22 protein-coding genes and 1 pseudogene are annotated in these 25,906 nt (G+C 60.2%); 6 read left to right on the forward strand and 17 right to left on the reverse strand.

The annotated features are described in order from the left end of the window. Positions 1-22 precede the first annotated feature (22 nt). From ACTG19_RS18200 to ACTG19_RS18210, 3 genes are read right to left on the reverse strand one after another with little or no spacing between them, the layout of a single operon-like run. Positions 23-676: a TenA family transcriptional regulator gene (locus ACTG19_RS18200; RefSeq protein ID WP_439989378.1), complete on the reverse strand. Its 654-nt coding sequence runs from the start codon at positions 674-676 to the stop codon at positions 23-25. Next, a complete protein-coding gene (locus tag ACTG19_RS18205) occupies positions 673-2,139 on the reverse strand; it encodes an AMP-dependent synthetase/ligase (RefSeq protein ID WP_439989379.1) in 1,467 nt (488 codons plus the stop codon). The genes ACTG19_RS18200 and ACTG19_RS18205 overlap by 4 nt, the downstream gene beginning before the upstream one ends. Further along, on the reverse strand, positions 2,136-2,810 hold the full coding sequence (locus ACTG19_RS18210) for a thermostable hemolysin (RefSeq protein WP_439989380.1): 675 nt from the start codon (positions 2,808-2,810) through the stop codon (positions 2,136-2,138). The genes ACTG19_RS18205 and ACTG19_RS18210 overlap by 4 nt, the downstream gene beginning before the upstream one ends. 144 nt (positions 2,811-2,954) lie before the next feature. Here ACTG19_RS18210 and ACTG19_RS18215 point away from each other — a divergent pair, with 144 nt between their 5' ends. Beyond that, positions 2,955-3,602, forward strand: coding sequence for a class I SAM-dependent methyltransferase (locus tag ACTG19_RS18215; RefSeq protein ID WP_439989381.1), 648 nt, complete (start codon positions 2,955-2,957; stop codon positions 3,600-3,602). Between the two features lie 39 nt (positions 3,603-3,641). On the opposite strand, the gene ACTG19_RS18220 is transcribed toward ACTG19_RS18215, so the two are convergent. Together ACTG19_RS18220 and ACTG19_RS18225 are read right to left on the reverse strand one after the other, a co-directional pair. After that, complete coding sequence (locus ACTG19_RS18220) at positions 3,642-5,030, reverse strand: NAD(P)/FAD-dependent oxidoreductase (RefSeq protein WP_439989382.1); 1,389 nt, start codon at positions 5,028-5,030, stop codon at positions 3,642-3,644. Between the two features lie 28 nt (positions 5,031-5,058). Continuing rightward, on the reverse strand, positions 5,059-5,982 hold the full coding sequence (locus tag ACTG19_RS18225; RefSeq protein WP_236294521.1) for an ABC transporter six-transmembrane domain-containing protein: 924 nt from the start codon (positions 5,980-5,982) through the stop codon (positions 5,059-5,061). A gap of 107 nt (positions 5,983-6,089) precedes the next feature. Between ACTG19_RS18225 and ACTG19_RS18230 the strand changes: the two genes are divergently transcribed. The 3 genes from ACTG19_RS18230 to ACTG19_RS18240 all read left to right on the forward strand — a co-directional run bounded on the left by ACTG19_RS18230 (position 6,090) and on the right by ACTG19_RS18240 (position 8,857). Next, on the forward strand, positions 6,090-6,683 hold the full coding sequence (locus ACTG19_RS18230) for a TetR/AcrR family transcriptional regulator (protein WP_109867214.1): 594 nt from the start codon (positions 6,090-6,092) through the stop codon (positions 6,681-6,683). Between the two features lie 106 nt (positions 6,684-6,789). Further along, positions 6,790-8,016 carry a winged helix-turn-helix domain-containing protein gene (locus tag ACTG19_RS18235; protein ID WP_439989383.1) on the forward strand — a complete coding sequence of 409 codons (1,227 nt, stop codon included), beginning with the start codon at positions 6,790-6,792 and terminating at the stop codon, positions 8,014-8,016. Positions 8,017-8,107: 91 nt separating this feature from the next. Then, a complete protein-coding gene (locus ACTG19_RS18240) occupies positions 8,108-8,857 on the forward strand; it encodes a substrate-binding periplasmic protein (protein ID WP_439989610.1) in 750 nt (249 codons plus the stop codon). An 88-nt stretch (positions 8,858-8,945) separates the two neighbouring features. On the opposite strand, the gene ACTG19_RS18245 is transcribed toward ACTG19_RS18240, so the two are convergent. The 10 genes and pseudogenes from ACTG19_RS18245 to mscM all read right to left on the reverse strand — a co-directional run bounded on the left by ACTG19_RS18245 (position 8,946) and on the right by mscM (position 21,362). Then, positions 8,946-10,070, reverse strand: a complete 1,125-nt coding sequence (locus ACTG19_RS18245) for a M20 family metallopeptidase (protein WP_439989384.1) — start codon at positions 10,068-10,070, stop codon at positions 8,946-8,948. Between the two features lie 25 nt (positions 10,071-10,095). Continuing rightward, positions 10,096-10,563, reverse strand: coding sequence for a YjiG family protein (locus ACTG19_RS18250; protein ID WP_058059223.1), 468 nt, complete (start codon positions 10,561-10,563; stop codon positions 10,096-10,098). Continuing rightward, entirely contained in the window at positions 10,560-11,288 is a 729-nt protein-coding gene (locus tag ACTG19_RS18255) for a nucleoside recognition domain-containing protein (protein WP_005335061.1), read from the reverse strand. Before ACTG19_RS18255 ends, ACTG19_RS18250 begins: the two co-directional genes overlap by 4 nt. Positions 11,289-11,539: 251 nt before the next feature. Further along, positions 11,540-11,896, reverse strand: a complete 357-nt coding sequence (gene frdD, locus ACTG19_RS18260; RefSeq protein WP_005335059.1) for a fumarate reductase subunit FrdD — start codon at positions 11,894-11,896, stop codon at positions 11,540-11,542. Between the two features lie 10 nt (positions 11,897-11,906). Next, positions 11,907-12,305, reverse strand: coding sequence for a hypothetical protein (locus tag ACTG19_RS18265; protein WP_005335058.1), 399 nt, complete (start codon positions 12,303-12,305; stop codon positions 11,907-11,909). A gap of 16 nt (positions 12,306-12,321) precedes the next feature. Then, positions 12,322-13,056: a succinate dehydrogenase/fumarate reductase iron-sulfur subunit gene (locus tag ACTG19_RS18270; RefSeq protein ID WP_005335057.1), complete on the reverse strand. Its 735-nt coding sequence runs from the start codon at positions 13,054-13,056 to the stop codon at positions 12,322-12,324. Beyond that, on the reverse strand, positions 13,049-14,833 hold the full coding sequence (frdA, locus tag ACTG19_RS18275) for a fumarate reductase (quinol) flavoprotein subunit (RefSeq protein ID WP_005335056.1): 1,785 nt from the start codon (positions 14,831-14,833) through the stop codon (positions 13,049-13,051). The genes ACTG19_RS18270 and frdA overlap by 8 nt, the downstream gene beginning before the upstream one ends. Positions 14,834-15,342: 509 nt before the next feature. Beyond that, on the reverse strand, positions 15,343-17,220 hold the full coding sequence (locus ACTG19_RS18280; RefSeq protein WP_199416147.1) for a methyl-accepting chemotaxis protein: 1,878 nt from the start codon (positions 17,218-17,220) through the stop codon (positions 15,343-15,345). A gap of 153 nt (positions 17,221-17,373) precedes the next feature. Continuing rightward, entirely contained in the window at positions 17,374-18,057 is a 684-nt protein-coding gene (locus ACTG19_RS18285; protein ID WP_113739702.1) for a glycerophosphodiester phosphodiesterase, read from the reverse strand. Between the two features lie 24 nt (positions 18,058-18,081). Then, positions 18,082-21,362 (reverse strand): annotated as a pseudogene (mscM, locus tag ACTG19_RS18290) (miniconductance mechanosensitive channel MscM). Between the two features lie 155 nt (positions 21,363-21,517). Between mscM and ACTG19_RS18295 the strand changes: the two are divergent. After that, the gene (locus ACTG19_RS18295; protein ID WP_106842912.1) at positions 21,518-22,855 is read left to right on the forward strand and encodes an MATE family efflux transporter; all 1,338 of its coding nucleotides are present in this window, start codon (positions 21,518-21,520) and stop codon (positions 22,853-22,855) included. Between the two features lie 88 nt (positions 22,856-22,943). Here the strand turns inward: ACTG19_RS18295 and ACTG19_RS18300 are convergent, their stop codons facing one another. Continuing rightward, positions 22,944-23,765, reverse strand: coding sequence for a peptidoglycan DD-metalloendopeptidase family protein (locus tag ACTG19_RS18300; RefSeq protein WP_201989895.1), 822 nt, complete (start codon positions 23,763-23,765; stop codon positions 22,944-22,946). A gap of 302 nt (positions 23,766-24,067) precedes the next feature. Between ACTG19_RS18300 and ACTG19_RS18305 the strand changes: the two genes are divergently transcribed. Next, positions 24,068-24,847, forward strand: coding sequence for a BPSS1780 family membrane protein (locus tag ACTG19_RS18305; protein WP_005335041.1), 780 nt, complete (start codon positions 24,068-24,070; stop codon positions 24,845-24,847). A gap of 66 nt (positions 24,848-24,913) precedes the next feature. On the opposite strand, the gene ACTG19_RS18310 is transcribed toward ACTG19_RS18305, so the two are convergent. Beyond that, on the reverse strand, positions 24,914-25,813 hold the full coding sequence (locus ACTG19_RS18310) for a LysR family transcriptional regulator (protein ID WP_439989385.1): 900 nt from the start codon (positions 25,811-25,813) through the stop codon (positions 24,914-24,916). Positions 25,814-25,906: the final 93 nt, after the last annotated feature.

The following is a 25,906-nucleotide window of genomic DNA, read 5'->3' on the forward strand; positions in this document are numbered from 1 at the left end:
TGTCTGCTGATCCGCTGCCAACTTACGGTGTGGCGGTGAGGTTGTAGAGCATCTCGCCGTAGAGGCGGTAGACCACCTTGGTGGAGTGGATGATGGCGGCCTGATCTGCCGGGCTCTCGACCTTATCCATCAGGGATTCAAAGAACTTGAGGTGCTCCTGATCCAGGGCGCCGTGGGAGCTCAGGTAGCTCATCGCCTGCGGTGGCAGGCTGAGTCCCTTTTTCAGCTGGTCGGCGACGGTGAGGGCGATGGCGACGCTGGTGCCTTCCAGTACCTGCACCATGCCGAAGAAGCCCATGGGGTTGCCGCGCTGGATCTGGTCGTAGAGGAAAGCGACCATCAGCTCGATGGGCAGCCCGGGCTGGCCGTGGCGCACCGCCTCGGCATCACCGCCACAGGCGCGGATATCGCTTAAGATCCACTCCTGATGGCCATACTCCTCGTCGATGTACTCGGCAATGGCGCCGCGCACCCACTCGTACTCCTGACCCAGCTTGCCGCCGGTGGCCATCAGCAGTGGAACTGTGTGGCGCACGTGGTAGTAAGCCTGCGCCAGAAAGGCGAGATAGGTGTCACGGCTGATATCGCCACGGCGACAGGCTTCGATAATGGGGGCGTTGAACAGATGCTCACGCTCACTGGCAGTGGCTTGTTGCAGAGTCTGGTAGAAGCTCATGACGATTCTCCTGTAAGGCATTGGCTGATTTGCCGGGAAAAGTGTTGGTAAATCTCGTTGCGACGGGGGCGCCCGTTGGCGGTCAGCAGCCCGGGATGTTGATCCAGCGCCACCGGCAACCAGTGGTGCAGCCGGGCATAATCGGGCAGCCGCTGGTTCAGACCTGCGATCTGGCGGGGCAGATCCGCCTCTTTGCCCGGCAGGGGCTGGATCAGCGCCACGTTGGCGGGCTGGCCATCGCCGAACACCACGATGCGGGCGATGGCGGGGCAGAGCTGGGCTTCAGCCTCGACCCACTCGGGGGAGAAGTTGCGGCCAAAGGCGGTGATCTGGACATTCTTCTTGCGCCCGGTGATATGGAGGTAGCCCTCATCATCCAGATGACCCAGATCGCCGGTGGCAATCTGTTCGGGAGTCGGTTCGTTGCTGCCGAGATAGCCCAGCATGGCGCTGCCGCTCACCATAATTTCGCCGTCGCTGGCGATGGTGACCTGACAGTGGGGCAGGGGGCGGCCGACGCTGCCGGGCTTGTCAGCATCCGGGCTGTTGAGCGCCACCACGGAGCCGCACTCCGAGAGGCCATACCCCTCATACACCGGCAGGCCGAGCTGGCGGGCATGTTTGATCAGGTCGGGTGCTACCTTGCCGCCACCGACGGCAATAAAGCGCAGGCTCTTGAGCTGCTGGGCCAGCGTCGGGGTGCTGGTGCAGAGCGCCAGCAGCAGGCGCAGCAGTTCGGGCACCAGCACCAGACTGTGGGTCGACCAGCGCAGCAGGGCCTCCCCCAGCATGGCCGCATTGAGCGAACTGGATCCGGTGAAACCGAGCTCCCCGAGGGACGGAATGCGGCTGCAGGCGCCGGTCAGCAGCGGCACATAGAGGCCGGTGATGTTCTCAAGCAGGGTCGCCAGTGGCAGCAGGGTCAGGTGTTTTTCCACCTTGGCTGGCGCGACCCGCTCGGCCAGCGCATGGCTCACCGCCATCATCTGGGTCAGTGGCAGGCAGACGCCCTTGGGCTGGCCCGTGGTGCCGGAGGTGTAGGTGATCTTGGCGGTGCCCTTGGGCAGCGCCGGTCGATTGACTGGTGCGTGGCGCCAGAGCGGCAGCTCGCCGGTGATCAGCGAGAGCGGCTCGGCGGCATGCCACCCCTGATGGTGTGGCCCCACCAGCGCATCGGCACCACTGCTCTCCAGCAGCCACTCTTGTTGCGCCAGACTAAAAAAGTGGGGCACCGGGATCACCACGATACCTGCGCGGGTGCAGGCGAGATCCAGCAGCGCCCAGGGCAGGCCGTTGTCCAGTTGCAGCGCCAGACGGCTGATGTCGAGATGTTGCAGCTGGCTGGCCAGACGCTGGATCTGTTGCCACAGGGTCTGGTAATCGAGACGCTGCTGGCTGCTCAGCAGCGCTGGGGATTGCGGATCCTCGTGGGCATGTTTGGCGATGGCGTCGAACAGGTTCATTGGGCGCACCTTTTTTGATGGGGCTGGTTATCACTGCTCTCGCCGGCATCGTCAAACAGGGTCGGCATGGGGGCCAGCAGATTGAGCAGCAGGCTGCGCTGGGCCAGCACCTCGCGCCCCTGATTGATGTCGCCCACCATCACCTTGGGTTGGCAACGGTAGTACTCACCCCAGGCATCGGCGTCGGCCCCCACCTGATGGGCCTGTGCGGGGGCCAGCTCCACTGGGTTTAGTTGCAGGCGGGCAAAGCTGTTGCGCAGCTTGGCTGTGCCGGTAAAGACCACGTAGTCGAGGGCGTTTTCACACAGCAGACGACACAGGGCTGCGAACATCAGGCGGGCATTGCCCGGTTCGCTGCAGGCCAGATTGCCCACTTCGATAATGCGGTTGCGTGCCGGATAGACCCCGAGGCGGGTATTGATGGCGGCCTCGATGGGTTGCTCCAGATACTGTTCCAGATAGAGAGGCCCCTCACTGGCATGATTGAGACCACAGGCACCGACCAGCGTCCCGTCCGCCCTGTAGAGTCCCAGCAGGCAGGGGAGAAAATGGGGGATGTGGGCGTTGAACTCGAGGGTATAGGCTGCCTGGATATAGGTTTGCAGTGCCATGACCTGCTGCGGGGACTTGGCTAGCAGCAATCGGTAGGGGGCCTGGATCTCGATGGTCATGGGTGACTCCTTCTCTTGCGATGGTTTGAGAGTAAAAGGGCAAACTTAAGAAACCCTTAAGGAGCAAAAAAAGTTGTCAGCGACGCGACGGGCAGGCAATCTGCGCCGCTGTTATCCAACAGGAAGCCCCCAAGAGGAACCGTCATGTCATCCACCGTCAGCTGCCCCCTGTGTGCCAGCCATCGCAGTTATCCCCTGCCGGTGGCGGGCAAGCGCTATCATCGCTGCCTCGCGTGCGAGCTGGTCTGGCTGGATGAGGCCGATCATCTGGATGAGGCGGCGGAGAAGGCGGTCTATGACGGTCACGACAATCGGGTGGATGATCCCCGTTATCGCACTTTTCTGATGCGGGCATTTGGTGAGGTACTAGCGCGAGTGCCGCTACCTGCCAGTGGCCTCGATTTTGGCTGTGGCCCGGGGCCGGCGCTGGTGGCGATGGGGCGCGAGGCGGGTTACCAGATGGCGGGGTATGACAAGTTCTACGCCGATTTTCCAGAGTTGCTGACGCGTCAGTATGACTTCATCACCAGTACCGAGGTGATCGAGCATATCGCCGAGCCGCGCACGGTGCTGGCGCAGTTGTGGGATTGCCTCAAGCCTGGTGGCCTGCTGGTGCTGCAGACCCAGCGGGTGCTCAGTGACGAGCGGTTTAAAAACTGGCGCTATCGCCACGATCCGACCCACATCGTCTTCTTTGCCGAGGCATCGTTTCAGGTGCTGGCCGCCCGCTGGCAGGCCGAGCTCAGCTTCCCCCACGCCGATGTGGCGGTATTGCAAAAAAGCACGCCCTGAGGCGTGCCTTCGTCTGTTACTCGTCGGGTTCGCCCGGCGCTACTCCTTGTAGCTCTTGTCCTGCCACTGGTAGTACATCAGGGCAGATTTGACGCCGATTGACTTGAACGGCTCTGGCGGCAGCCACATCGGAAGAGTCTGCTCGGCATGGTTGAACCAGGGATGCTCCTTGCCCTGATAGAGGCTGGCTACGATATCGCCAAACAGGAAGGAGAGATTGATGCCGTGGCCGTTGTAGCCGAGGGCGTAGTAGATGTTCTTGTGAGCCCCCATCACCCCCACCGCTTCAGTGCTGTCGCCGGTCATGCCGAGCACCCCGTCCCACACCAGCTCAAATTTGATCCCCTTGAGGGCCGGATAGAGGGTCACCAGCTCGGTCATCATCATCTCGCTGACCCGGTTGAGATCGCCCTTGTAGTTGAGGCCGTCGTTGAAGACGTACTCGGCATTGCCGCCACCGATGACGATGCGGTTATCCGGGGTCAACACCAGATGGAACAGGATGTTGCGGGTGTCGTAGTAGGGCACCCGACTCTGCCACTGGATGGCGGCCAGCTGCTTTTTGGTGAGCGGCTCGGTGACGGCGCTCTGGGCGTGCACCGGAAAGACTCGCCCGCTGAAGTAGCCAAGTTTTGAGGTATAGCCGTTGGTCGCCAGCACGATGCTGTCGGCGGCCACCTTGTACTTGTCGGCCACATTGAGCTCGATCTGCTTGCCCTCCTTGATCCCCATTACCGGGCTCTGCTCGTAGATGGTGACGCCCGCCTGCTCCACCGCCTTGCGCAGGGCATTGACCAGTTTCATGGCGTGTACCTGACCGCCATTGGGGTCGTAGACCGCCCCCACGTAGCGATCGGTGCCGAGTTTTTCCTCTGTGGTATCGGCGTTCCAGTACTGGAGCGGGATGCCGAGGCGATTGGCGGTTTTCACATAGTCGCGGTACTCGGCTATATCCTCCTCATCGAGGATCGCCTCCACATAGCCATCGAGCTTGAGATCGGCCTTGACGCCGGTTGAGGCAACCAGCGCCTGCAGCTTGCGCATGCTGGCGACGGTGAGATCGTAGTGGCGTTTGCTCGCTTCCCCCTCTTCGTAGAGATCCATCACCTCGGAGCCCGGCAGCACCATGCCGCCATTGCGGCCCGAGGCGCCGCTGCCCACCTGCTTGGCTTCGAAGATGGCGATCTTGAGCGACGGATTGGCCTTGGCCAGATGCCAGGCACTGGAGAGGCCGCTGTAGCCGCCACCTATGATGGCGATATCGACCTTCAGGTCTTGCGCCAGCGGGGCACTCTCCTCTGCCGGTTTCTCCTTGAACCAGTAGCTGGTGTTGGGCTCAAAGTCGCTCATCTTGGGGCCGCAGGCGGCGAGGAAAAAACAGCTGATACACATGGTCAACGCTCGTTGGCAAAGGGTGGTCGGATTCATCTTCTACTCCGGTTACAGATACAAAATGTCAAATCAGTTCATCAGGTTGGGCGGTATTGACCCGGCGACCGATATCTCGCAGCCGGGCCAGCTGATCGGCAAGACCGGGCCCCTCATCCAGGCTGGTGACAAAGTTCCAGAGGTAGGTCATCACAGCATAGACATGGCCTGCCGAGACCTGGGGCTGGGCCATCAGCATGGTGATGGCCAGCAGGAATAGCAGGGAGGCGCTGATACCGACCGCCAGAAAAGCGAGTGCCTCCCGATCCGAAATCCGGATGCGGAGCCAGGCCAGCGCGCGGTAGTGGCGGGCGAGGCTGGCTGACTGGGCATGGGTGACCAGTTTGACCTCGTGTTCCAGCCGATCGTTGAGCCGCTCGTGCAGCAGCTGGTTTTTGCGCGAAAAGCCGGGCAGCAGCAGGCCGAACAGCAGCAATACCCCCATGCAGGCGATGCCGACCCAGAACTCGATCACCATCAGCATCACGGCCGCCCCGACGATGGAGATCAGGCTGGTGGCCAGGATCGGGATATGTTTCTCGAAGAAGTCGACAAACTCCCGCGCCAGGGTGACCCGCGCCACTATGGTGGATTGCCCCTCCTGCTGCTGGCGCTGGGTCAGGATCACCGGCACCGCCAGTGCCGCATAGATATGGGTAAAGGTGCGGGTATCGACCGCCCGGCGCAGGGCGCCGATGAGCCAGAACAGCAGCACGATCAGGGCGTAGCTTGAAGCCTGCCACCACTGGCCCTTGACGATGGCGTCGATGGCAAAGCCGGCGAACAGGGGATAGACCACCAGCAGGATGTTTTCGAGGGCCACCAGCGAGAAGGTGCCCGCCAGCTTGAGGGGATTGGCCCGCGCAATCGCCCCCAGCGAACGACCGGCCGAGTGTGGCAACGGCGTGGCCTGCTCGTCGCAACTGGCTGCCGAAGTGGTTGGTGTTGTCATGGGTTATCTCCTAAGATGTCGGAAACGCTAAGTTTGAGCGAGTGCTCAAAGTTTGTTTGAGCGACTGCTCAAAGTCAAGCAGATCGATTGATATCGCAGGAGGTCAGATGGCACGCCCATCAGCAGAACAGCGCAAAGAGATGATCATCGAGGCCGTACTGGCCCTGTTTCGAGAGAAGGGGATGGCGGCATCGTCAACCCGTGATATTGCCGAGCGCACCGGTCTGGCGCGCAGTCACGTCTACCACTACTTCAAGGATTGGAAGGAGCTTTGCCTCTGCGCCGTGGAGCGTTTCACCTATCAGGAGATCGCCGAGCAGCGGGAGTGGCTGTTGCCGCTGCCAGCCCGCGAAGCGTTGCCGCTCTTTGTGCGAGACAACCTGCCGACCAGTCAGGATGCCTCCTGGGCCATCTACCTCGATGCCTGGAACGAGTCACTGCGCGACCCGGTATTTGCCGAGAGCTACCGCAAAATCATTCTGGCGTGGCGCGAGGTGCTGGAGCTGATCCTGCAAAAGGGGATCGACAGCGGCGAGTTTGTGGCGGGCGATGCCCGGCGACTGGCGCGCCAGATCACCTCCCTCATCAACGGCTATGCCGATGACCTGATTCTGGAGCCGACCCCCGAGACGGTAGAAGCCACTTATCAAGAAATCATGCTGGTGGTCAATCAGCTGGTCTTGCCCCCGGCCCATTCATAGCGGCGCTGGTACACAGGGAGGGGAGGCATACCAGCGTGGTGCCTCCCCCGGTTTTGTTGGCCATCCGCCGGGCGTGCGATGGCCAGATAGCAGGGAGCGGTTGTTGATGTCGATTACCCATTTGTCACTGCAAGATGCCCGTCATCTGCAACTGGCGGCGCAAGGGCTGCTCGCCCCCCGTCGCAGCAAGGCGACTCCGGCCGATCTGTTGGCCACCATTCGCCGCATGGCGCTGCTGCAGATCGATACCATCTCGGTGGTGGCGCGCAGCCCCTATCTGGTGCTCTTTAGCCGCCTTGGCCAGTACGAACCGCGTTGGCTGGAGCAGCTGCTGGCCGACGGCGAGATCTTCGAATATTGGGCCCACGAGGCCTGCTTTGTGCCCCGCGAGGATTACCGGCTGTTGCGCCATCGGATGCTCGACCCCGTCGCCATGGGCTGGAAGTTTTCGGCCAACTGGCTAGCCACCCATCAGCAGGAGATTGGCCAGCTGATCGAGCGTATTCGCCACCATGGCCCGGTGCGGGCGGCTGACTTTGAGCGCACAACCGGCAAGGGGAACGGCTGGTGGGACTGGAAGCCGGAGAAACGCCATCTGGAGGTGCTCTTTACCACAGGTCAGCTGATGGTGCGGGAGCGGCGCAACTTTCAGCGGGTCTATGATCTCGCCGAGCGGGTCATCCCCGAGTGGCGTGACGAGCGGGATCTGCCGAGCGTCGAGCAGGCGCAGCGGGATATGGTGCGCGCTAGTTGCCGGGCATTGGGGCTGGTCAAAACTGGCTGGGTCGCTGACTACTATCGGCTGCGGCGCGGCAAATATGACGCCTTGCTCCATCAGCTGGCGGACGAGGGTGAGCTGCTGCCGGTTCGGGTGGAGGGGTGGCAGCACGGCGCTTTCGTGCACGCCTCGCTGGCCGATGAGCTGGTGCAGGCAGAGGAAGGCCGTCTCAAGGCAACCCATACCACGGCCTTGTCGCCGTTCGACCCGCTGGTGTGGGATCGCAAACGGGCCAGTGAACTGTTCAACTTCGACTATCGCATCGAATGCTATACCCCGGCCCCCAAGCGCCAGTATGGCTACTTCGTGTTGCCCTTGCTCCATCGCGGCAAGCTGGTGGGCAGGATGGATGCCAAGGCCCATCGCCAGCAGGGGATCTTCGAGATCAAGAGCCTCTATCTGGAAGCCGGTGTGAGAGTGACCCGTACGCTTGCACAGGATCTGGCGAAAGCCCTGCAAAAGCTGGCTGACTGGCACCAGACCCCGCAGCTCCGTTATGGTGTCATTCCGGCCAATTTGCTGGCGTTATGGCATGAAAGCGTCCCTGCAAAGTGAGCAAAATCTCTTCTGGGCTAAGCTGCAAGAAGGATAAACAGTCCGGGAGCGGGAGATGAAACGAGCGGGAACATGGTGGGCGGGATTGGCGATGGCCATCTTGTCCCCCGCGCTATGGGGGCAAGAACCGCCAGTGAAGGTCTGTCTGGGGGAGGGCAACGAGTGGGCCCCCTTTACCTACTGGGAGCGCAAGGACGGGGTGCCCGATACCAGCCGCCTGACCGGTTCGGCGACGACGCTGGTGCTCGATACCCTGCAACAGAGCGGGCTTTCGCACCAGATCCGCTATCTGCCCTGGGCACGGGTGCAGCAGGAGCTGGCGGATTATCGTCAGAATGGCCTGTGCGAGCTGACCTGGGATGCCAGTTACAAGCCGGAGCGGGCCGAGTTTGCCTTCTACAGCGTTCCCCTCTACTACACCCACCTCGGTTTCTTCTATCTCAAGCGCCGCTACCCCGAACCGCCGGATCTGCAGACGGTCAATCGCTCCCGGGTGTGCGGGGTGATTGGTTACAACTACACCCCCTACGGGCTTGCGCAGGAGCCACGCCGGGTCAAACAGTTGCAGCAGGCGCTCGATATGCTGGAGCGGGATCGTTGCGACTTTCTGCCGAGCGAAATCGAACCTCTGGTGGCAGGCATCAGCCTTGGCATCTACCGCAGCGAGAGCGGGTTGCTCAATCTCGCCCTGCCCAGCCGCAAGGGATTCTATCTGCTGGTGAGCAAGGGCTCCCCCCGCGGCCACCAGCTGGTGAACATCCTCAATCAGTCGCTGGTGGCATTTCAGGAAGGGGGGCATACGGATGAGGTGATGCGCCGCTTCTTGCCACCGATGGAGTAATAGCGAAGGGTTGCTGTCATTCTGGGGAGCAGATAAACAGAGGGCCAGCCGGTGCAAACCGGCTGGCCCTTTTTTACGTGAGAGCTTGTCAGGCTGCCAGACGGGTCAGTACCTTCACCAGCAGCTCGATGCGCGGGGCAATGCTGGCCAGATCCAGATACTCCTCGTCACTGTGGAAACCGGCACCGATGGGGCCCAGACCATCCAGAGTGGGGATACCGAGGGCGGCGGTCAGGTTGGCATCGGAGCCGCCCCCCACCTCCTGCCAGCTGATTGGCAGTCCCAGTTCGGCGCCACACTCCTCCACCAGCTGCATCAGCGCCAGAGTGCCTTCTGATGGCACCATGGCCGGTTTGTGGGCCTCGCGGGTCAGCTGGATGGTGACGCCGTCCAGATGCGGCCGCTCGGCCAGGGTCAGCAGATGATCGTTGATCTGGTGGTACTCCTGATTGTCCCAGAAGCGGACGTCTACCACGGCGCTGGCATGGGCCGGCACTATGTTGGCGCCATTGCCCCCCTCGACAATGCCGATGTTGAGGGTGGTGCCGCTCTCGAAGTTGGTCAGGGCGTTGATGGCCAGGATCCAGTGGCCCAGCTCGGTGATGGCGCTGCGCCCCTTCTGCGGTTCGTTGCCCGCGTGAGCCGCCTTGCCGGTGAAGTCGATGCGATAACGGGCCATCCCCTTGCGCGCCTTGACCAGCGAGCCATCGGCGCGGGCTGCTTCGGCCACCAGCACCTGTTTTGCCTGTTTGGCCACCGTTGCCAGCCAGTCGCTGGAGTGCAGGGAGCCGATCTCCTCATCCGGGTTCATGCAGACGCAGATGCTCAGGCGATCGCGCACCTCGCGGGGCAGTGCACGCAGGGCATAGACGATGTTGAGCAGGCCGGATTTCATGTCGGAGACACCGGGACCGTAAGCGCGCTCACCATCGATGCTCATCGGGCGGGCGGCGGCGGTACCGAGGGGGAAGACGGTATCCATATGGCCAATCAGCATCACATCGATCTGCGCCGCATCAGGCTGGTTGCGGATCTCCAGCCCCACCCCGGCGGCGCCGCAGTCGACCCGCTTGATCTGCCAGCCACCCATCGCCTCATATTTGGCGGCCATCAGATCGGCCACTGCCGCAATGCCCGGCTGGTGCAGGGATCCGCAATCCAGATTGATCAGCGGGGCCAGTTCGGTCAGGTATTGATCCAGAGAAAAAGTCATTGTTTGCTCCACTATCAGGTTCGGGTCAGAGAAGGATGTTCATCACCAGCATGGCGCCGAAGGCGTTGAGTACCGAGATGGCGACCATGATGGGGATGTAACGCCCTTCGGTGCCGATACAGCCGAGGATGCGGCCCATGTACTGCACCTGGGAGCCCATCAGGTAGATGGCTGGCGCCAGAATGGCGATGTGAGTGCCGTTGAGGATCCCCTGATCGAACAGGGTGATGACCACACCGACTGCACCGCCCATCGACATCCAGGCGCCGATCAGCACGGCTGCCGCCTCACCGGGCAACCCGAAGATGGCCATGATGGGGGAGAAGATGGCGCCCATGGCATCCAGCGCGCCGGTGATCTGCAGCGCCTTGATGATGACGAAGGCCATCAGTACGTTGGGTACGGTGGAGGTGGTGGCGATGACCCAGCCCTTCTTGGCCCCTTCGACGAAGATATCGGTGACGATGGGTTTCTTGATGTTGGCCTGGCTCATTTGGCTTGCTCCTGAGTGTTGAGGGTCTGCTGGGTGTTGTTATCGGTCTGCTTGCCTTCGCTCATATTGAGGTAGACCCGGAACAGGTTGGCCCCGACAAATTTGAAGGCGAACATCACGATGACAGCCAGACCGATGGAGGAGCTGACCGCCGGGCTGCCATCCGCCAGTGTCAGAGTGAACAGCACGGCGCCTGAGGAGAAGAAGTTGACAATGGTGGCACCAGCGGAGAACTGGAACATGGTGAACACGTCGGTTTCACGTTTGGTGATGAGCCCTTCATCCTTGAGCTGGCGGGTCATGGCGGCACCGGCATCGGTACTCTGCAGGGAGGCGATCAGCGCCAGACCTGTGTTTCCCGGGATCCCCATCAGTGGGCGCAGCAGCGGGGTCAGCAACTTGCGGGCCGCTTCCAGCGCGCCGTAGTGTTCCAGCACATTGATCATGCCGAGGGCAAACATCACGGTGGGGATCAGGGTCAGGGCAAACAGAAAGCCATCGCGAGCGCCGTTGCCCCCCTTGCCGCGCATGTCGGTCATGGCGGTCTTGATGCCGTCACCATTCTCGCTGACGCTCTGGACCATGGTGCCGAACGAGCCGTTCAGCGTGGTGAAATCGAATACCCCGTACCACTCGCCGGATTGCAACAGTCCGGAGAAGAAGACCACGGCGAAGGCCAGTGCCAGGTAACTGCCTATGCTCACCGAGCGTGTTTTGTCTGTCATTAGCTAGCTCCATATGAATAATTATTTAATCTGAATAATTATAATTGATATGGATGTCACTAAATTGATGGTGGTCAAAATGGTTTGCTACAAATGACGAATTTATTGGTGTTATGTGACTGTGATCGCCATATGATTGGACGATAATCTGGTTTTTCTCGAATTGTTTGAGTGAATAAAAAGCAGGGGCGGGATAGCGGGGCAAAAAAAACCGGGCACGAGGCCCGGTTTGGTCAATCAGTCAGATGTGATTACTGGAGTACCAGTACCATCAGCAGGCCGACACTAATGGCAGATACCAGGAAGGCAAAGCCATAGAACACATAGTGGTGCAGCTTGGTGGTGTGGATCCCCAGATCGTGCAGACCGTGGTAGATACGGTGCATGCCGTGCCAGACTGGCAGAGCGATGATCACCAGCAGGATGCAGGCACCCCACCAGGAGCTGGCGAACGCGTGCACGCGGTCATAGCTCATGGTTTCCACGTCCATGATGCCCATGGGCACCAGCAGACCAGTGATGAGGACAATGACCGGCAGCAGCATGGCAACGACCATGCCACCCGCACCAAACAGACCCCAGTAAATTGGTTCGTCAGAACGTCTCATTGTTTTCTCCTCAGGCCACGATGATCAGGACAAGCAGGGACACCACCGCCAGCGCCACATACTGGGCGAGAACGATCGGCTTCTCCGGTACCAGGTCTTCACCACGGAAGATACGCATGGCTTTCGGCGCCAGGGCGAACCAGGTTTTGGCATGGAACAGGCACGCCGCCAGAGCGACGACATGGAACAGGATGGCGATCGGGCTTTGCAGGGATTCCAGCCAGCCGTTGAACGCTTCCTGACCCTGAACCAGGCGCATCAGGCCCCACATCAGCACAACGGCGTAGATGGAGACGAAGATACTGGTGCCTTCACGGATCATGTAACCGGTGTAGAAGGCGTTCTTCAGCCACCAGTCTTTCTTCATTTCGCGGACGTAAGGTTTACGTTTGCTATCAGTGTTGTTCATGGTCTTAATCCTGCTCTCAATCTGGCTTGAACATGGCGATCATGTAGTCCTTGGCGCTTTCGACCTTGCCAAGCTGGATGGCCGCCGCCGGATCGACGCCTTTCGGGCACACTTCGGAGCAGTAGCCCACGAAGGTACAGCCCCAGACGCCTTCGTCCTGGCTGATGATGCGCATACGCTCTTTGGCGCCGGCATCACGGTTGTCGACGTTGTAGCGATAGGCCAGAGCCAGTGCCGCTGGACCGGTGAACTTCTTGTTGATGCCGTACTGCGGGCAGGCTGCGTAGCAGAGACCACAGTTGATGCACTGGGAGAACTGCTTGTACTGCGCCATCTGGGCCGGCGTCTGGATGTACTCGCCATCACACAGGCTGCGCGGCTCGCTCGGGATGATGTACGGCTTGATGCTCTCCAGCTTCTCGATGAAGTCGGACATGTCGACCACCAGATCGCGCTCGATCGGGAAGTTGTTGAGCGGCTCGACGGTCATCTTGCCCGGCAGATAGTCGCGCAGGAACGCCTTGCAACCCAGCTTGGGCACACCGTTGACCATCATGCCGCAGGAGCCGCAGATCGCCATCCGGCAGGACCAGCGGAAGCTCAGGGTAGAGTCCAGGTGATCCTTGATGTACTGCAGGGCGTCCAGCAGAGACATCTCTCTCTGGTAGGGCACCTGGAAGGTTTGCATCCAGGGCTCGTTATCCTGTTCCGGACGGTAGCGCAGGATCTCAATTTCAATCATCTCAGCCATTCTTCTTAGCCTCGTCTTGTTTCTCACCCTCGGAGCCGTACACGCGTTTTGCCGGCTGGGACTTAGTGATCTTCACATCGGAGTAATCGATGGAGGGCGTTTCGCCATTTTTGTAGAACGAGAGCGTGTGCTTGAGGAAGTTCACGTCATCGCGCTCTTCGTAACCATCCAGACGCTGGTGGGAACCGCGGGACTCTTTACGATTGATGGCGGAGTGCGCCATGGCTTCAGCCACGTCCAGCATGTAACCCAGTTCGATGGCGTACAGCAGATCGGTGTTGAAGACAGAGGACTTGTCGTTGATCTTGACCTTCTTGTAACGGGCTTTCAGCTCGTTGATCTTGTCGATGGTGCCCTGCATCAGCTCTTCGGTACGGTAGATACCGACACCGGCTTCCATGGACATGCCCAGCTCGTTGCGGATATCGGCCGGGTTTTCGGTACCGTCTACATCCATCAGGGAGAGGTGCTGCTTGATGAGCGCCTCGGCCTTGGCGGCCAGCGCTTCGGTGTTGCCATGCTTCTGAGTCTTGGCAAATTCACCTGCCTGCTCACCGGCCAGCTTGCCGAATACCACGATCTCGGACAGGGAGTTGGAACCCAGACGGTTGGCACCGTGCAGACCGACGGAGGCACATTCGCCCGCGGCGTAGAGGCCGGGCAGACGGGTGGCACACTTGTTGTCAGTCTCGATACCACCCATGGTGTAGTGGGCAGTCGGACGTACCGGGATAGGCTCTTTGGCCGGATCCACGTTGACGTAGGCTTTGGCCAGTTCGCAGATGAACGGCAGACGCTCTTTCAGGTACTTCTCGCCAAGGTGACGCAGGTCGAGGTGAACCACATCGCCCATCGGGCCCTGAATGACGCGGCCTTTCTGCTGCTCTTGCCAGAATGCCTGGGAAACGCGGTCGCGCGGACCCAGCTCCATGTATTTGCTCTTCGGCTGGCCGATCGGGGTTTCCGGGCCCAAGCCGTAGTCTTGCAGGTAGCGGTAGCCATCCTTGTTAAGCAGAACGCCACCCTCACCACGACAACCTTCGGTCATCAGGATGCCGGTGCCCGGCAGGCCGGTCGGGTGATACTGGACGAACTCCATATCACGCAGCGGTACGCCGTGACGGTAGGCCAGTGCCATGCCGTCGCCGGTGACGATGCCACCGTTGGTGTTGTAGCGATAGACACGGCCAGCGCCACCAGTGGCCACGATCACGGATTTGGCCTGGATGAAGCGGGTGATACCGTTCTGGATGTCGAAGGTCAGTACGCCCTGAACGCGGCCGTCGTCCACGATCAGATCAAGACAGAAATGCTCGTCGAAGCGCTTGATGCTCGGGTATTTGACGGAGGTCTGGAACAGGGTGTGCAGAATATGGAAACCGGACTTGTCTGCGGCGAACCAGGTACGGGGAACCTTCATGCCACCAAACGGACGCACGTTGGCTTTACCATCCGGCTTGCGGCTCCAGGGGCAGCCCCAGTGCTCCAGCTGGATCATCTCTTTGGTCGCGTTGTTGACGAAGTATTCCACTACGTCCTGCTCGCACAGCCAGTCACCACCGGAGACGGTGTCGTTGAAGTGGTTTTCGAGGGAGTCGTCATCACGGACGACACCGGCGGCGCCGCCTTCGGCAGCAACCGTGTGGCTGCGCATCGGGTAAACCTTGGAAATCAGGGCGATGTCCAGGTCTGGCTGTGATTCGGCTATAGCGATAGCGGCGCGTAAGCCGGTACCGCCAGCACCGATGATGGCCACATCGGTCTTGATAATATCCACATCTGCCTCCTTAGGGATAGATTTGCTGGGCACGATTTTGCTCTATGAAAAAAATTCAGGCTTGATGCAAGTCAAACTGCTAGGTTTTATTCCCTTTTTATTGGTTGTTTTTCTATAAAACACCCAAATCCCTGGATGAAAATGTCGTTATTATCGTCATTTTTTGGTGTTACTGAGCAGTTGAACACCTAGCTACGAGTACTTTAACTTCTGGATTGTACGTAGTTTTCTTTCAATAAAATGCGAATCACCTCTCTTTTTAGGTACTCGCGAAAAAAATTTTAAGTTTTTTATTGTAATTTTTTAATGAGAATTATTGGCATTTATCTGTTCGGATAGAAATAGGTAATCCGAAATGCGGAGGTGACCACGGCGGTGATCTGATAATTCCAGACGAATTACAAGGATTTCAAGGCGGGGTATTTGGCGGGTAATGTGAGATTACTCACTGAAAATTAAGCGCTATTTAGAAAAATAAAAGGGGCCTGTACGGCCCCTTTTGCTCATGCTCAAATGCGGAACATGCCGACCTGATTGCTCAGTTCACCCGAAATATTTTTAAGTTGTTCAGAGAGATGGCGTGAGCTGTCTGCATCCACTGCCAGTTCGTCCGAGACATCTTTCACCGCCTGAATGTTGCGGCTTACCTCGTCGGTGACGGCCCGCTGCTCTTCAGCCGCGCTGGAGATCTGGGTCGCCATGTCGGAGATCTGGTTGATCGAGGTGGTAATTTGTTCCAGCGCATGGGTGGCGTTGTTGGCGTCATCCACGCTGTTTTGGGCCAGCAGCTGGCCTTCGTGCATGGTGCTGACCGCTCCCTGGGTATTGCGTTGCAGGGTTTCGATCATATTGCGGATCTCGACGGTGGAGCTGTGGGTACGCTGTGACAGGACGCGCACCTCGTCGGCTACCACCGCAAAGCCGCGGCCCTGTTCACCGGCACGGGCCGCTTCGATGGCGGCGTTGAGTGCCAGCAGGTTGGTCTGCTCGGCGATGCCCTGAATGGTGGAGAGGATGGTGTTGATCTCCTGAGCGTTTTTCTCCAGTTCCTGAATGATGTTGGAGGCCTGTTCCACCTGGGTGGCCAGATCGGTGATGGAGCGCTGGTTGCGGGCGATCACCTGCTTGCCATGCTCGCAACTGCTGGAGGAGCTGCGGGCCGCTTCGGCGGTCTGCTCGGCGTTGCTGGCAACCTCGACCGCGGTGGCCGACATCTCGTGTACCGCAGTGGCGATCTGGGAGATCTCGTTTTGCTGGCGTGCCAGCCCCTGATTGGCCTTCTCCGCCATGCTGTGGGAGGACTTGGCCTGTTGGTTGAGTTGGCCGGAGGAGTTGGAGATATCCTGCACCATCACATGGATCCGCTCGATGAAGGTGTTGACGTGTTTGGCAACCGCGCCCACCTCATCCTCACGTTCAATCTTGATCCGGCGGGTCAGATCGCCGTTGCCACGGGAGAGATCGGCAATCGCTTCGCCCAGGGTTTTCAGAGGGGCCAGCGAGCCGTTGATGGCGACATAGGAGAAGCCTGCCACGATCAGTATGGTGATAAGCCCCTGAATAAGAGAGGAGGTAACCATGCGGCGCACCGACTGGTAGGCGGTCTCCTCATCCACCATCATGCCGTAATACCAGTTGGTATTGGGGATGGCGTTGAAGTCAAAAACCTCTTTCTTGCCGCTGATCACCAGCTCGTTGATCATGCCGTCATGGGCTATCTGGTTGATGTAAGATGCGGTTAGTTCCGGTGCCAGAGCGGTAGCGGATTTGAGGCTCAGGGAGGCATCGGGGTGAGCGATGATGGTGCCATTGCTGTCCACCAGCATGGCGTAGGTGCCCTCGGTGGTGACCGCCAGAATGTCCGAGATCAGTGAGCTGATGGAGACGTCACCGGCGATGACCCCCTGGGTATTGCCACGCTGGAACGGCTCGGCAATGGTGACAATCAGCTGACCGGTGGAGATGTCGGCATAGGGGGCTGTGATGACCAGTTTGCCTGCGGCGGCCGCGTCCTTGTACCAGGGGCGTTGACGGGGGTCATAACCGGCTGGCAGGTCGGTTGGTTTGCTCTGGATCATCTTGCCGTCTGCGGTACCGGCATAGACCAGGTCGAAGCCACCGGCATTCATGGACTGGGCCAGATGACTGATGGGCTCGTCTTCTTTGGCGAATGCTTCCTTGGTAGTGCTGACCATGCTGATCCGGGAGTCGACCCAGCGGGAGATCCCCTTGACGTTGGCCATGGAGCTTTCGTCGATGATGTTCCAGACCAGTCGCTGGGTCTCGCTGCGCAGTTGCGAGGTGTTGTACCAGACCTGCAGGCAGGTGATCACCAGGATGATGACCCCGATAGCCAGGACAAGCTTGTTTTTAATGGATAAGTTCATAGTTACATCCTTGTGAGCGTCAGTCTGAAGTGTGTGGAATCTAGTTATTGTTATGAGCCTCTGTTTATCGGCTGAAGTTGAACTCTTTGTATCCCGGTCAGCTATTTAAAGTTAGTGCCTAAATCAGTGGTTATCCATGTGCGTATCCCCCCCTCACTGCGCCAGAAAACGATCTGGTCGATTGGTGAAGATTCCATCGACCCCCATGCTAGAGAGCGTTTCATAATCTTCTGGATAATCAACGGTATAAACCAGAACTTTGAGCCCCCGGCGATGGGCATCATCGACCAGCGCGGCGTCGATGAAATCAACATCGCAATTTATGGACCAGGCTCCCAGCTCGTCGGCAAACTGCGCCAGGTTGAGCGGCAGGTTGGCGGTCAGGGCACCGAGCCGGATATTGGGCCGCGAGGCGGCAAATCGGGCCAGCTCCGGGTGATGGAAGGAGGAGACCACCCACTGGCCGGGAGTAAAGCCCAGCTCGGCCTCTGCCCGTCGGGTCAGGGTTGCCACCGCATCGGCGGTATGAGCCCCCTTGAGCTCGATATGCAGCTCACAGCGTCCGGCGATGATCTCCATCACCTGCCACAGGGTCGGGATCACCTCTCCCTCACCGGCATCGAGCTGTTCCAGATAGGAGCGGGATTGCTCGGTCAGTACCCCCTTGCCATTGGTGCAGCGCTCCAGCCGCCGGTCGTGGAAGACCCACAACTCGCCATTGGCCGCCTGCACGTCGATCTCGATGGCTGATGCTCCGAGCTCCAGCGCTTTGGCCATCGCCTTGAGAGTGTTTTCGGGGGCCAGGCCGCTGGCGCCACGGTGGGCAATAATCTGCATGTTCTGCTCCTTTCAACTCGCGGATCAGCCGCGGCTCAGGTGAATGTCGATCTGTTGATGGGGCAGGGTAAGTCCCTGCTGCTGCATCTTCTCCAGCACCAGCGAGTGAACCTCGTGGGTGATGGGCATCCGGTGATCCATGTTGTTGACGTAGAGGCGGATCTCGTAGATCAGTGCCGAGTCGGTGAATTCGATCAGGAAGACCTCTGGCGTCGGCGTCTCCAATACCAGGGTCGATGCCTGGATGGACTCTTCCAGAATGCGCTGCACCAGTTTCGGATCCCGGGTCAGGCCGATCCGGATCCGCAGTTTGACCCGGGTGATGGCATCGGAGAGCGACCAGTTGATGAACTGCTCGGTGATGAAAGCCTTGTTGGGCACTATGATCTCCTTGCGATCCCAATCCACGATAGTCGTCGCCCGGGTTTTGATCTTGGTGACGGTGCCGGTGAGATCGCGGATGGTGACGGTGTCACCGAGCCGGATCGGCTTCTCAAACAGGATGATGAGGCCGGAGACAAAGTTGGCGAAGATCTCCTGCAGACCGAAACCCAGCCCCACCGAGAGGGCGGCGACCAGCCATTGGGTCTTCGACCAGTCGATGCCGAGCATGGAGAAGCCGGTGAGGGCGCCGATCAGGATCACCAGATACTTGCTGGTGGTCGTGAGGGCAAAGCCGGTACCCGGGGAGAGGCTGAGGTGTTGCAGCAGGGTCAGCTCCATCAGCCCCGGCAGGTTGCGTGCTGTCACCACGGTCAGAATGAAGACGAAGGCGGTCAGCATCAGATCCTGCAAGGTGATGGCCGAGAGCTGCTCGATGCCGCCAATCTTGCTGCTCACCTGCCACACCTCGATATTGCTGAGGAAGCTGAAGGCGGAGTTGAGATCCGACCATTGCACCACCACCAGCATGGTAAAGCCCAGCATCAGCAGGGTGCGCACCAGTCCCAGCGACTGGGCGCTGATGGTATCGAGATCCAGCTCAGTCTCTTCCACCACGTCCGGGGTCTCGGAGCTGAGCTCGTCATGCCCCTCTTCCCGGCCGCGCTGGGCCAAGATCTCGGCCCGCTTGCTCTTGGCGCGCTCGAAGGCAAGGCGGCGGCGCTGGATCAGCATCCAGCGTCTGGCCAGATAGTAGACCAGCAGGCAACCCAGCCCCATCAGCAGGCTAAGCTCCAGCTGGCGCAGCAGGGTGCGCGAGGTATAGAAGTAGCCAAACAGGGCGCCAATTACCGCCAGCAGCGGCGCCAGCATCAGGCTATTCCAGATGAAGTGGTGCAGCAGATGGGGCTTGGTCATGTCGGTCTGGCCCCAGGTGAGTGGCAATCGCTCCCGGTTGAGGCGGGCAAAGAAGAGCAGCAGCCAGAGTGCACCGATCATGAAGGCCATCCGGCCGAGAGAGTCGTAGAAGGCGTGCTCCTGATAGCTGTTGGCCATCCCCTGCACAAAGAAACTCGGGATCAGCACCAGCAGCAGGGTGCGAAACTGCCCCCATACCTTTTGCACCTGTTCCCTAGGCCAGCGGAAGTGGTGGATCAAAATCCCCCGCTCCAGCGTCAGATGGCGGGCCATCACCAGCGCCAGCAGCAGGAACCAGATCTCGCCAAGACCGCGCGCCACCGCCACCGCAAACGGGTATTGCCAGGCCCCTTCGAGCAGGCCGCGCACCATCAACACCATGGCGGGCAAGGGGAGGGCAGCAAGCAGGGAGCGCAGCAGCAAGCGGCTGGTGAGGCTGAATTTGTCCTGAGTTACCTTGCCGATCCGCGGCGCAATATGGTCGCAATAGAGGCTCAGATGACGGGCCAGCTTGAACCAGCTCCAGGCCAGCACCAGCAGACCAATACCGGCCAGCGTGAGGCTCAGCGGGCTGTTCTCGGCGATGGCGTAGGGCAGTTGCAGCCAGTTGTCCGGGTTGAAGGCTAGGGTCAGCGCGGCGGGAATGCCAAGCATCACCTGTGGGGTAAAGGGGCGCACATCCGGCATCCAGAACAGGTGGCTGGCGCTTATTTCACGGATCTCGTCGATCTTGCTGTTCTGGCGGCTGTATAGCAGCTTGAGACGAGTCTGCTCCTGAATGAGGGTGTCGGAGGCGTCGTTGAGCCGGGTCAGCAGCTGGCGCCGGGCCTTGAGCAGGTTGTCGAGCACCGCTTGCTGCGGCCGATCGAGCGTCACCTCCTCTTCGGCCATCAGCTGTCGCGCAGCTGACGGGTATCCTTGAGCCCATCCTGCTCGCTCTCGTACTGGTACTTGGCCATGCGGGCGCTGACGATGGCGGACTCCAGCTTGTCGAGGGGAAACTGGGGAGGCAGATCGGAGAGTTTGCTGCGCAGGTTCTCGCCGTAGGCATTACTGATCTGCAGCCACTCCAGCTGTTCGCGCACCGAGTTGACCAGCTCATTCAGTTCAAACAGATTCTTGTCGACGCTACGCTGCTCATCCTGCACCCGCTCAATCTGATCCTCCAGCGTGCCGAGCTGGATGGAGAGCGCCTGATTCTGCTGTTGTTGCTCCAGCAGCAGCGGCATGTCGGTGGTGAGTTGTTTGCGCAGCCGTTCGCTCTCCTCCAGCGCCTGCTCGGTCTTCTCCCTACGCAGCTGGTTCTGCTGGGTCAGCAGGCTGGCTTGCCACTCATCCTCGTCGGCGATGGCCAGATTGAGCTCCTGCAGTTTCAGCTTGCCGAGATCGTTGCGCTGCTGGGCCGAGAGCTGCTCCAGCTCCAGCATCTGGATCCGGTCGGAGAGGCTCTGCTCTTTCATTCTGGTCAGCAGCAGTTGTGCCTCCTGCTGGCGATCCGATTCGCTGCTGAAGCTCAGTCGCTCCAGCTGGCTGCGGGTCAGTTGCAGTTGTTTGCGCAGATCGTCCACCCGCAGGTGATACTCCTGACCGGTGCTCTCCAGCTGGTTGAGGCTGTCCATCACCCCCTGCCGCTCCTTGCGCAGGTTGAGCTGGCGGTTGCTGCTCAGGCCAATGGCCTGGCGCAGCGCCTCCTCCTTGAGGCTCGCCAGCGGCGGGCGAGCTGCGGGCTGATAGTTGTGCAGGCTCTCCTTGAGGCGTGCCGACTCCTTGGGGTAATCGATAAGGATCTGCTGATAGGCTTTACTCTGCTCCCGGTAACGCTCGGCCTCTCTGGCAAATTGCAGCGCCTGCTGGTAGCTCTCCCGCAGCTTCTGGTTTTCCGGGGTATCGCTCTTGGGCACGCTCTGCAACAGGGATTCGGCTTGGGCAATGGCATCGTCGGCGCGCACGGCTGGCGGCAACAAGATAAGGGAGAGCAGCAAGAGGGTGAGCAGGCGTTGCAACATGAGGCTCGTTTCCGTTCAGAAGAGGTGGCCCTAGCCTAAAACAGGGCAGGGAGGCGGGTAAAGCAGTCTATATTAATGATTCATAACACAAATAACAGGAAGTCGTGCTGCCGTTTCGCTATGATCCCGGCCGCTTTCTCTCCACCGAGTCGAATATGTCAGCTGTTGATCTGGGCACAGCCCCGCTATCTCGCCTTTTCTGGCGTTACGTAACCCCGACCGTGGCGGCCATGCTGATCACCGGCATCTATGTCACCATCGATGGCATCTTCGTTGGCCATGTGCTGGGTCAGGATGGCATGGCCGGTCTGATGCTGGCTTATCCCATCTGCGCCGTGCTCTATGCGGTGGGGGCGCTGATCGGCATGGGGGCCTCGTCGCTGGTCTCCTTCTATCTGGGGCAGGGCAACCCGGCCAAAGCCCGCCATATCGTCGGCAATGCGCTGGTGATGGTGTTGCTGGCCTCGGCACTGCTCAGTTTTATCGGGATCCGCTATGGCGAGCCCATGCTGGCCTGGATGGGGGCGGAGGGGGAGATCTTCACCGCCGGGCTCTCCTACCTGCAGGCCTACGCCTGGCTGGGCGTCTTTGCAGTGCTGTCGATGGCGTTCAGCTCGCTGCTGCGCAACGATGGCCGCCCCGGGTTTGTCACCCTCATCATGGTGGTCGGGGGGCTGCTCAACGTGCTGCTCGACTATCTGCTGATGGTAGTGTTTCCGTTCGGACTGGCCGGGGTGGCGACGGCCACTATGCTCTCCCAGGCGGTGACGGGCCTTGCCTGCCTGTGGCACTTCTTCACGCCGCGTAGCCAGTTGCGGATAAGCTGGGACACCTTGCGCCCTGATCTACGGCTGATGGGCGAAACGGTGCGCCTCGGGGTCTCCAGTTTTCTGATGTACCTCTATCTCTCGGTAGTGCTGGCGTTGCACAACAAGGCGTTGCTGGCGGTTGGCACTTCGCTGCATGTGGCGGCCTACGGGGTGATTAGTTACACCGAGGCCTTCTTCTATCTGGTGTTCGAGGGGATCGCCATGGGTATCCAGCCCATCGCCAGCTTTAACGCGGGCGCCGGTCACTGGCGGCGGGTGCTGCGGATCCGCAATCTGGCACTCGGAGTGACGTTGGGGATCGCCCTGTGCGCCATGTTCCCGCTTTATCTGTGGCCGGAGGCGGCGGTCTATCTGTTTGCCGGGGACAACGCTACCCTGCTGCCGGTGGCGAGCCTCGGGATCTGGCTCTACTTCTGGGGGCTGCCGATGGAGGGCTTGCTGCTGGTGGGGGCCACCTACTTCCAGGCCATCAATCGGGCCCGCATCGCCTCCCTGCTCACCGGTGGCAAGCTGGTGCTGATCGGCGGTTTCTTGTGGGGATTCTCGACCCTGTGGGGCGTGCCCGGGGTCTGGCTGGCATTGCCAACGTGCAGCTCCTTGCTGGTGTTGGTGATGTGGCGGGCGATGCGTCGGGAGTCCGGCGCCCACGCGCTGGCCGGATAGGTAATCAGGTTCGACGTGCAGATAGCAGACAGGCAGCCATGGGCTGCCTGTTTTGTTAGAGGATGTTTTGTTAACGGGCTCTGCCGATTCAGGGCTTGAAGGCGCCGATAAAGATAGCGGGATCGACCCGGGTATCGTTGAGGCTGACGTTCCAGTGCATATGGGGGCCGGTGGCGCGACCGGTCGAACCGACTCGCCCGACGATGCCGCCACGCGGCAGGCTCTGGCCGAGCTTCACATCGATCTTCGACATGTGGCAGAACATGCTGATGAGCCCCTGACCGTGGTCGACAAAGACGGTATTGCCATTGAAGAAGTAGTTGCCGATCAGGATCACCTTGCCGGCGGCGGGGGATTTGATCGGGGTGCCGGCGCCCACTGCGAAGTCGAGGCCGGAGTGGGGATTGCGCTCCTCGCCATTGAAGAAACGACGCAGGCCAAACGGGCTGGATAGGGGGCCGTTGACCGGCTTGTCGAACATCAGGTTGCTCGGCTGGTTGGGGCTGAAGGTCTGGTAAGCCCGAGTCTGCTCCGCCAGCTCGCGGTTGATGCGGGTCATATCCTCGGCGAGTGGATTGACCTGACGGCTGTTCTTGAGCTTGATGTGCTGCTCGCGGTAGTGCTTGGGGGTGACGGTGAAGCCGAGAGTACGGCCATCACCTGTGGTCAGCTGCTGGGCCCCAAGCGGGTTTTTGAGAGAGATGCCGACGATGGCGATCCACTGGTTGTCTTCGCGCACCACCAGCACAGGTTTGTCGTGATAGCGGGCCGTGGGTGCAGTGGCAGATGCGCCAAGAGGGATCACCGCAACGCCACCCGGCACCGGATGGTTGAGCAGGCGACTGATAAAACCCTCGGCCAGGGCTGACTGGCTGGCCAGTAACAACAACAGACAACAAACAACTCTCATGACGATACCACTCGATGTTAAAGCGCCCGGGATGGCGGGATGACAACCCCCTGTCCGGCAGTCGCCGATCACTAAAGGGTGATCACGACATGCTGGCCACGACAGGCGCGGCAGGGGGAGGGAGCAGATTGTGCCTCGTTATAGTCGGGGCAGCCAGAGGCGGGGCGTGGCTGACGCCCCTTTTGTGCATAGCTGCGTCAGGTTTTATGTCGTGGTCGGGCCGCTTCGCCATTGAGTCGCCCCCGCCCTGGCTCTAGAATCGGCTTCCGGCACTGATGCCACCGACACTCCGAGGAGACGATATGAACGGATTACCCCCTTTGCGCACCACACCGGCCCGGTACACGACAGGTCGTGGCTGGCTCTGGGTTCGCAGCGGGTTCGATATCTTCAACAAGGGGATGGGGATCAGCGTGGCCATGGTGCTGGTCTGGTTTATGGTGGGCATGCTGCTGGAGCAACTGCCAGCGGGTGGCCTTATCTCCCAGCTGCTCTACATGGTGTGGGGCGCGGGTTGGGTGGCGGTCGCCGCTCGGGGTTATCGGGGGGAGCCACTGCAGTTTGCCGATCTCTTCGCCGGTTTTCGCCACAAGCTGACCCCGCTGATGCTAGGCGGTCTGCTGGTGTTGCTGCTGTTCAGCCTGGTGGGCCTCGTCTGTCTCGGTCTGCTCTCCATGTGGGGGCTGCTCCCGCTGCTGACGCAGGATCCCGAGAGCATGGTGGTCTCAGCCAGCCAGTTGCAACAACTGCTGCTGGTATTGCTGGTGGGGATGCTGCTCATCATTCCCGTGCTGATGGGGGTCACCTTTGCTCCTGCGCTGATCTTCCACCACGATATCGGCATCATCCAGGCGGTACGGCTGAGCTTCTTCGGCTGCTGGCGCAATTTTTTTCCCTTCTTCTGGTGGGGGCTGCTCTCAGCCATTTTGTTGCTGTTTGGCGCTGTGCTGTTGCTGGTAGGTCTGCTGGTGGTGATCCCGGCGCTCAACTACTCCATCTATGTGGCTTATCGGGATATTTTCCTGGACGAGAGTGCGCAGCCGGAAGCGCCGCACTCAGAACCATTCGGATTTGAAGCCTGATCAAGGGATCAGAGTGAAGAAGGGGCCCGCAGCGGCCCCTTCTTCATGATCGGGTTTGAGGTATGTTCACTCCTGCCAGATGGGATCCGCCGCCATGCGAGCCAGCAGAAAATCGAGGAAGCTGCGCAGTAGCGGCGACATCTGCTTGCGGGTGGCATACACCCCGTAGACCCCGAGCCGCTTGGGCTGCCAGTCGGTCAGCAGGGGCACCAGTTCCCCGCGCTCCAGATAGGGTTGGGCCGAGTAGCGGGGCTGCAGGCTGATCCCGGCACCTTCAAGCGTTGCTTCCAGCAGCAGGTTGGAGATATTGGCGCTCAGGTTACCGCTGACCGGCACTGACTCGGGACCGTCCGGTCCATTGAACTCCCACAGGCTCTTGCCGAAGTAGGTGTAGGTGAGGCAGTTGTGCAGCGCCAAATCCTGCACCTTGTGTGGCATCGGATGACGGGTCAGATAGGCCGGGCTGGCACAGACTACCGAGTGGCAGGTGCCGAGACGACGCGCCACCAGATTGGGGTCGAGGTCGTTGGTGATGCGCACCGCCAGATCGATCCGCTCCTCTATCAGATTGACGGTTCTGTCGAGCAGCAGAATGTCGATGGCCGTCCCCGGGTATTGCGCCAGATAGTCGTTGGCCGCCCCGACCAGCAGTGCTTCTGACAGGGAGTAGCTGCTGGTGATCCGCAGTTGCCCCTTGGGGGCGTCATCCCCCTTCACAGCGATCTGCTCCATCTCCTCGCCGAGTGCCAGCATGGCACGGGCCCGGTTCAGCGCCTCCTCTCCCGGCCCTGTCAGGCTCAGACGACGGGTGGTGCGGTGCAGCAGGCGGGCGCCCATCCAGCTCTCCAGCTCGGCCAGATAGCGCGACACCATGGCGCGCGACATATCCAGTTTCTCTCCGGCGCCGCTCAGGCTCCCTTGTTCGACTACGCTGACAAAGACCCGCAAGGCGGTCAGTCGATCCATGTACGGCTCTCTATATGTTCGATATGTGCAACAGTGATGCGCTTTTTATGCTGTATTTGCACCTTAAGTGATCCAATACACTGTGTCCATCAA

It is taken from the genome of Aeromonas sp. 3P (assembly GCF_051919745.1).
Lineage (GTDB): Bacteria > Pseudomonadota > Gammaproteobacteria > Enterobacterales > Aeromonadaceae > Aeromonas > Aeromonas veronii.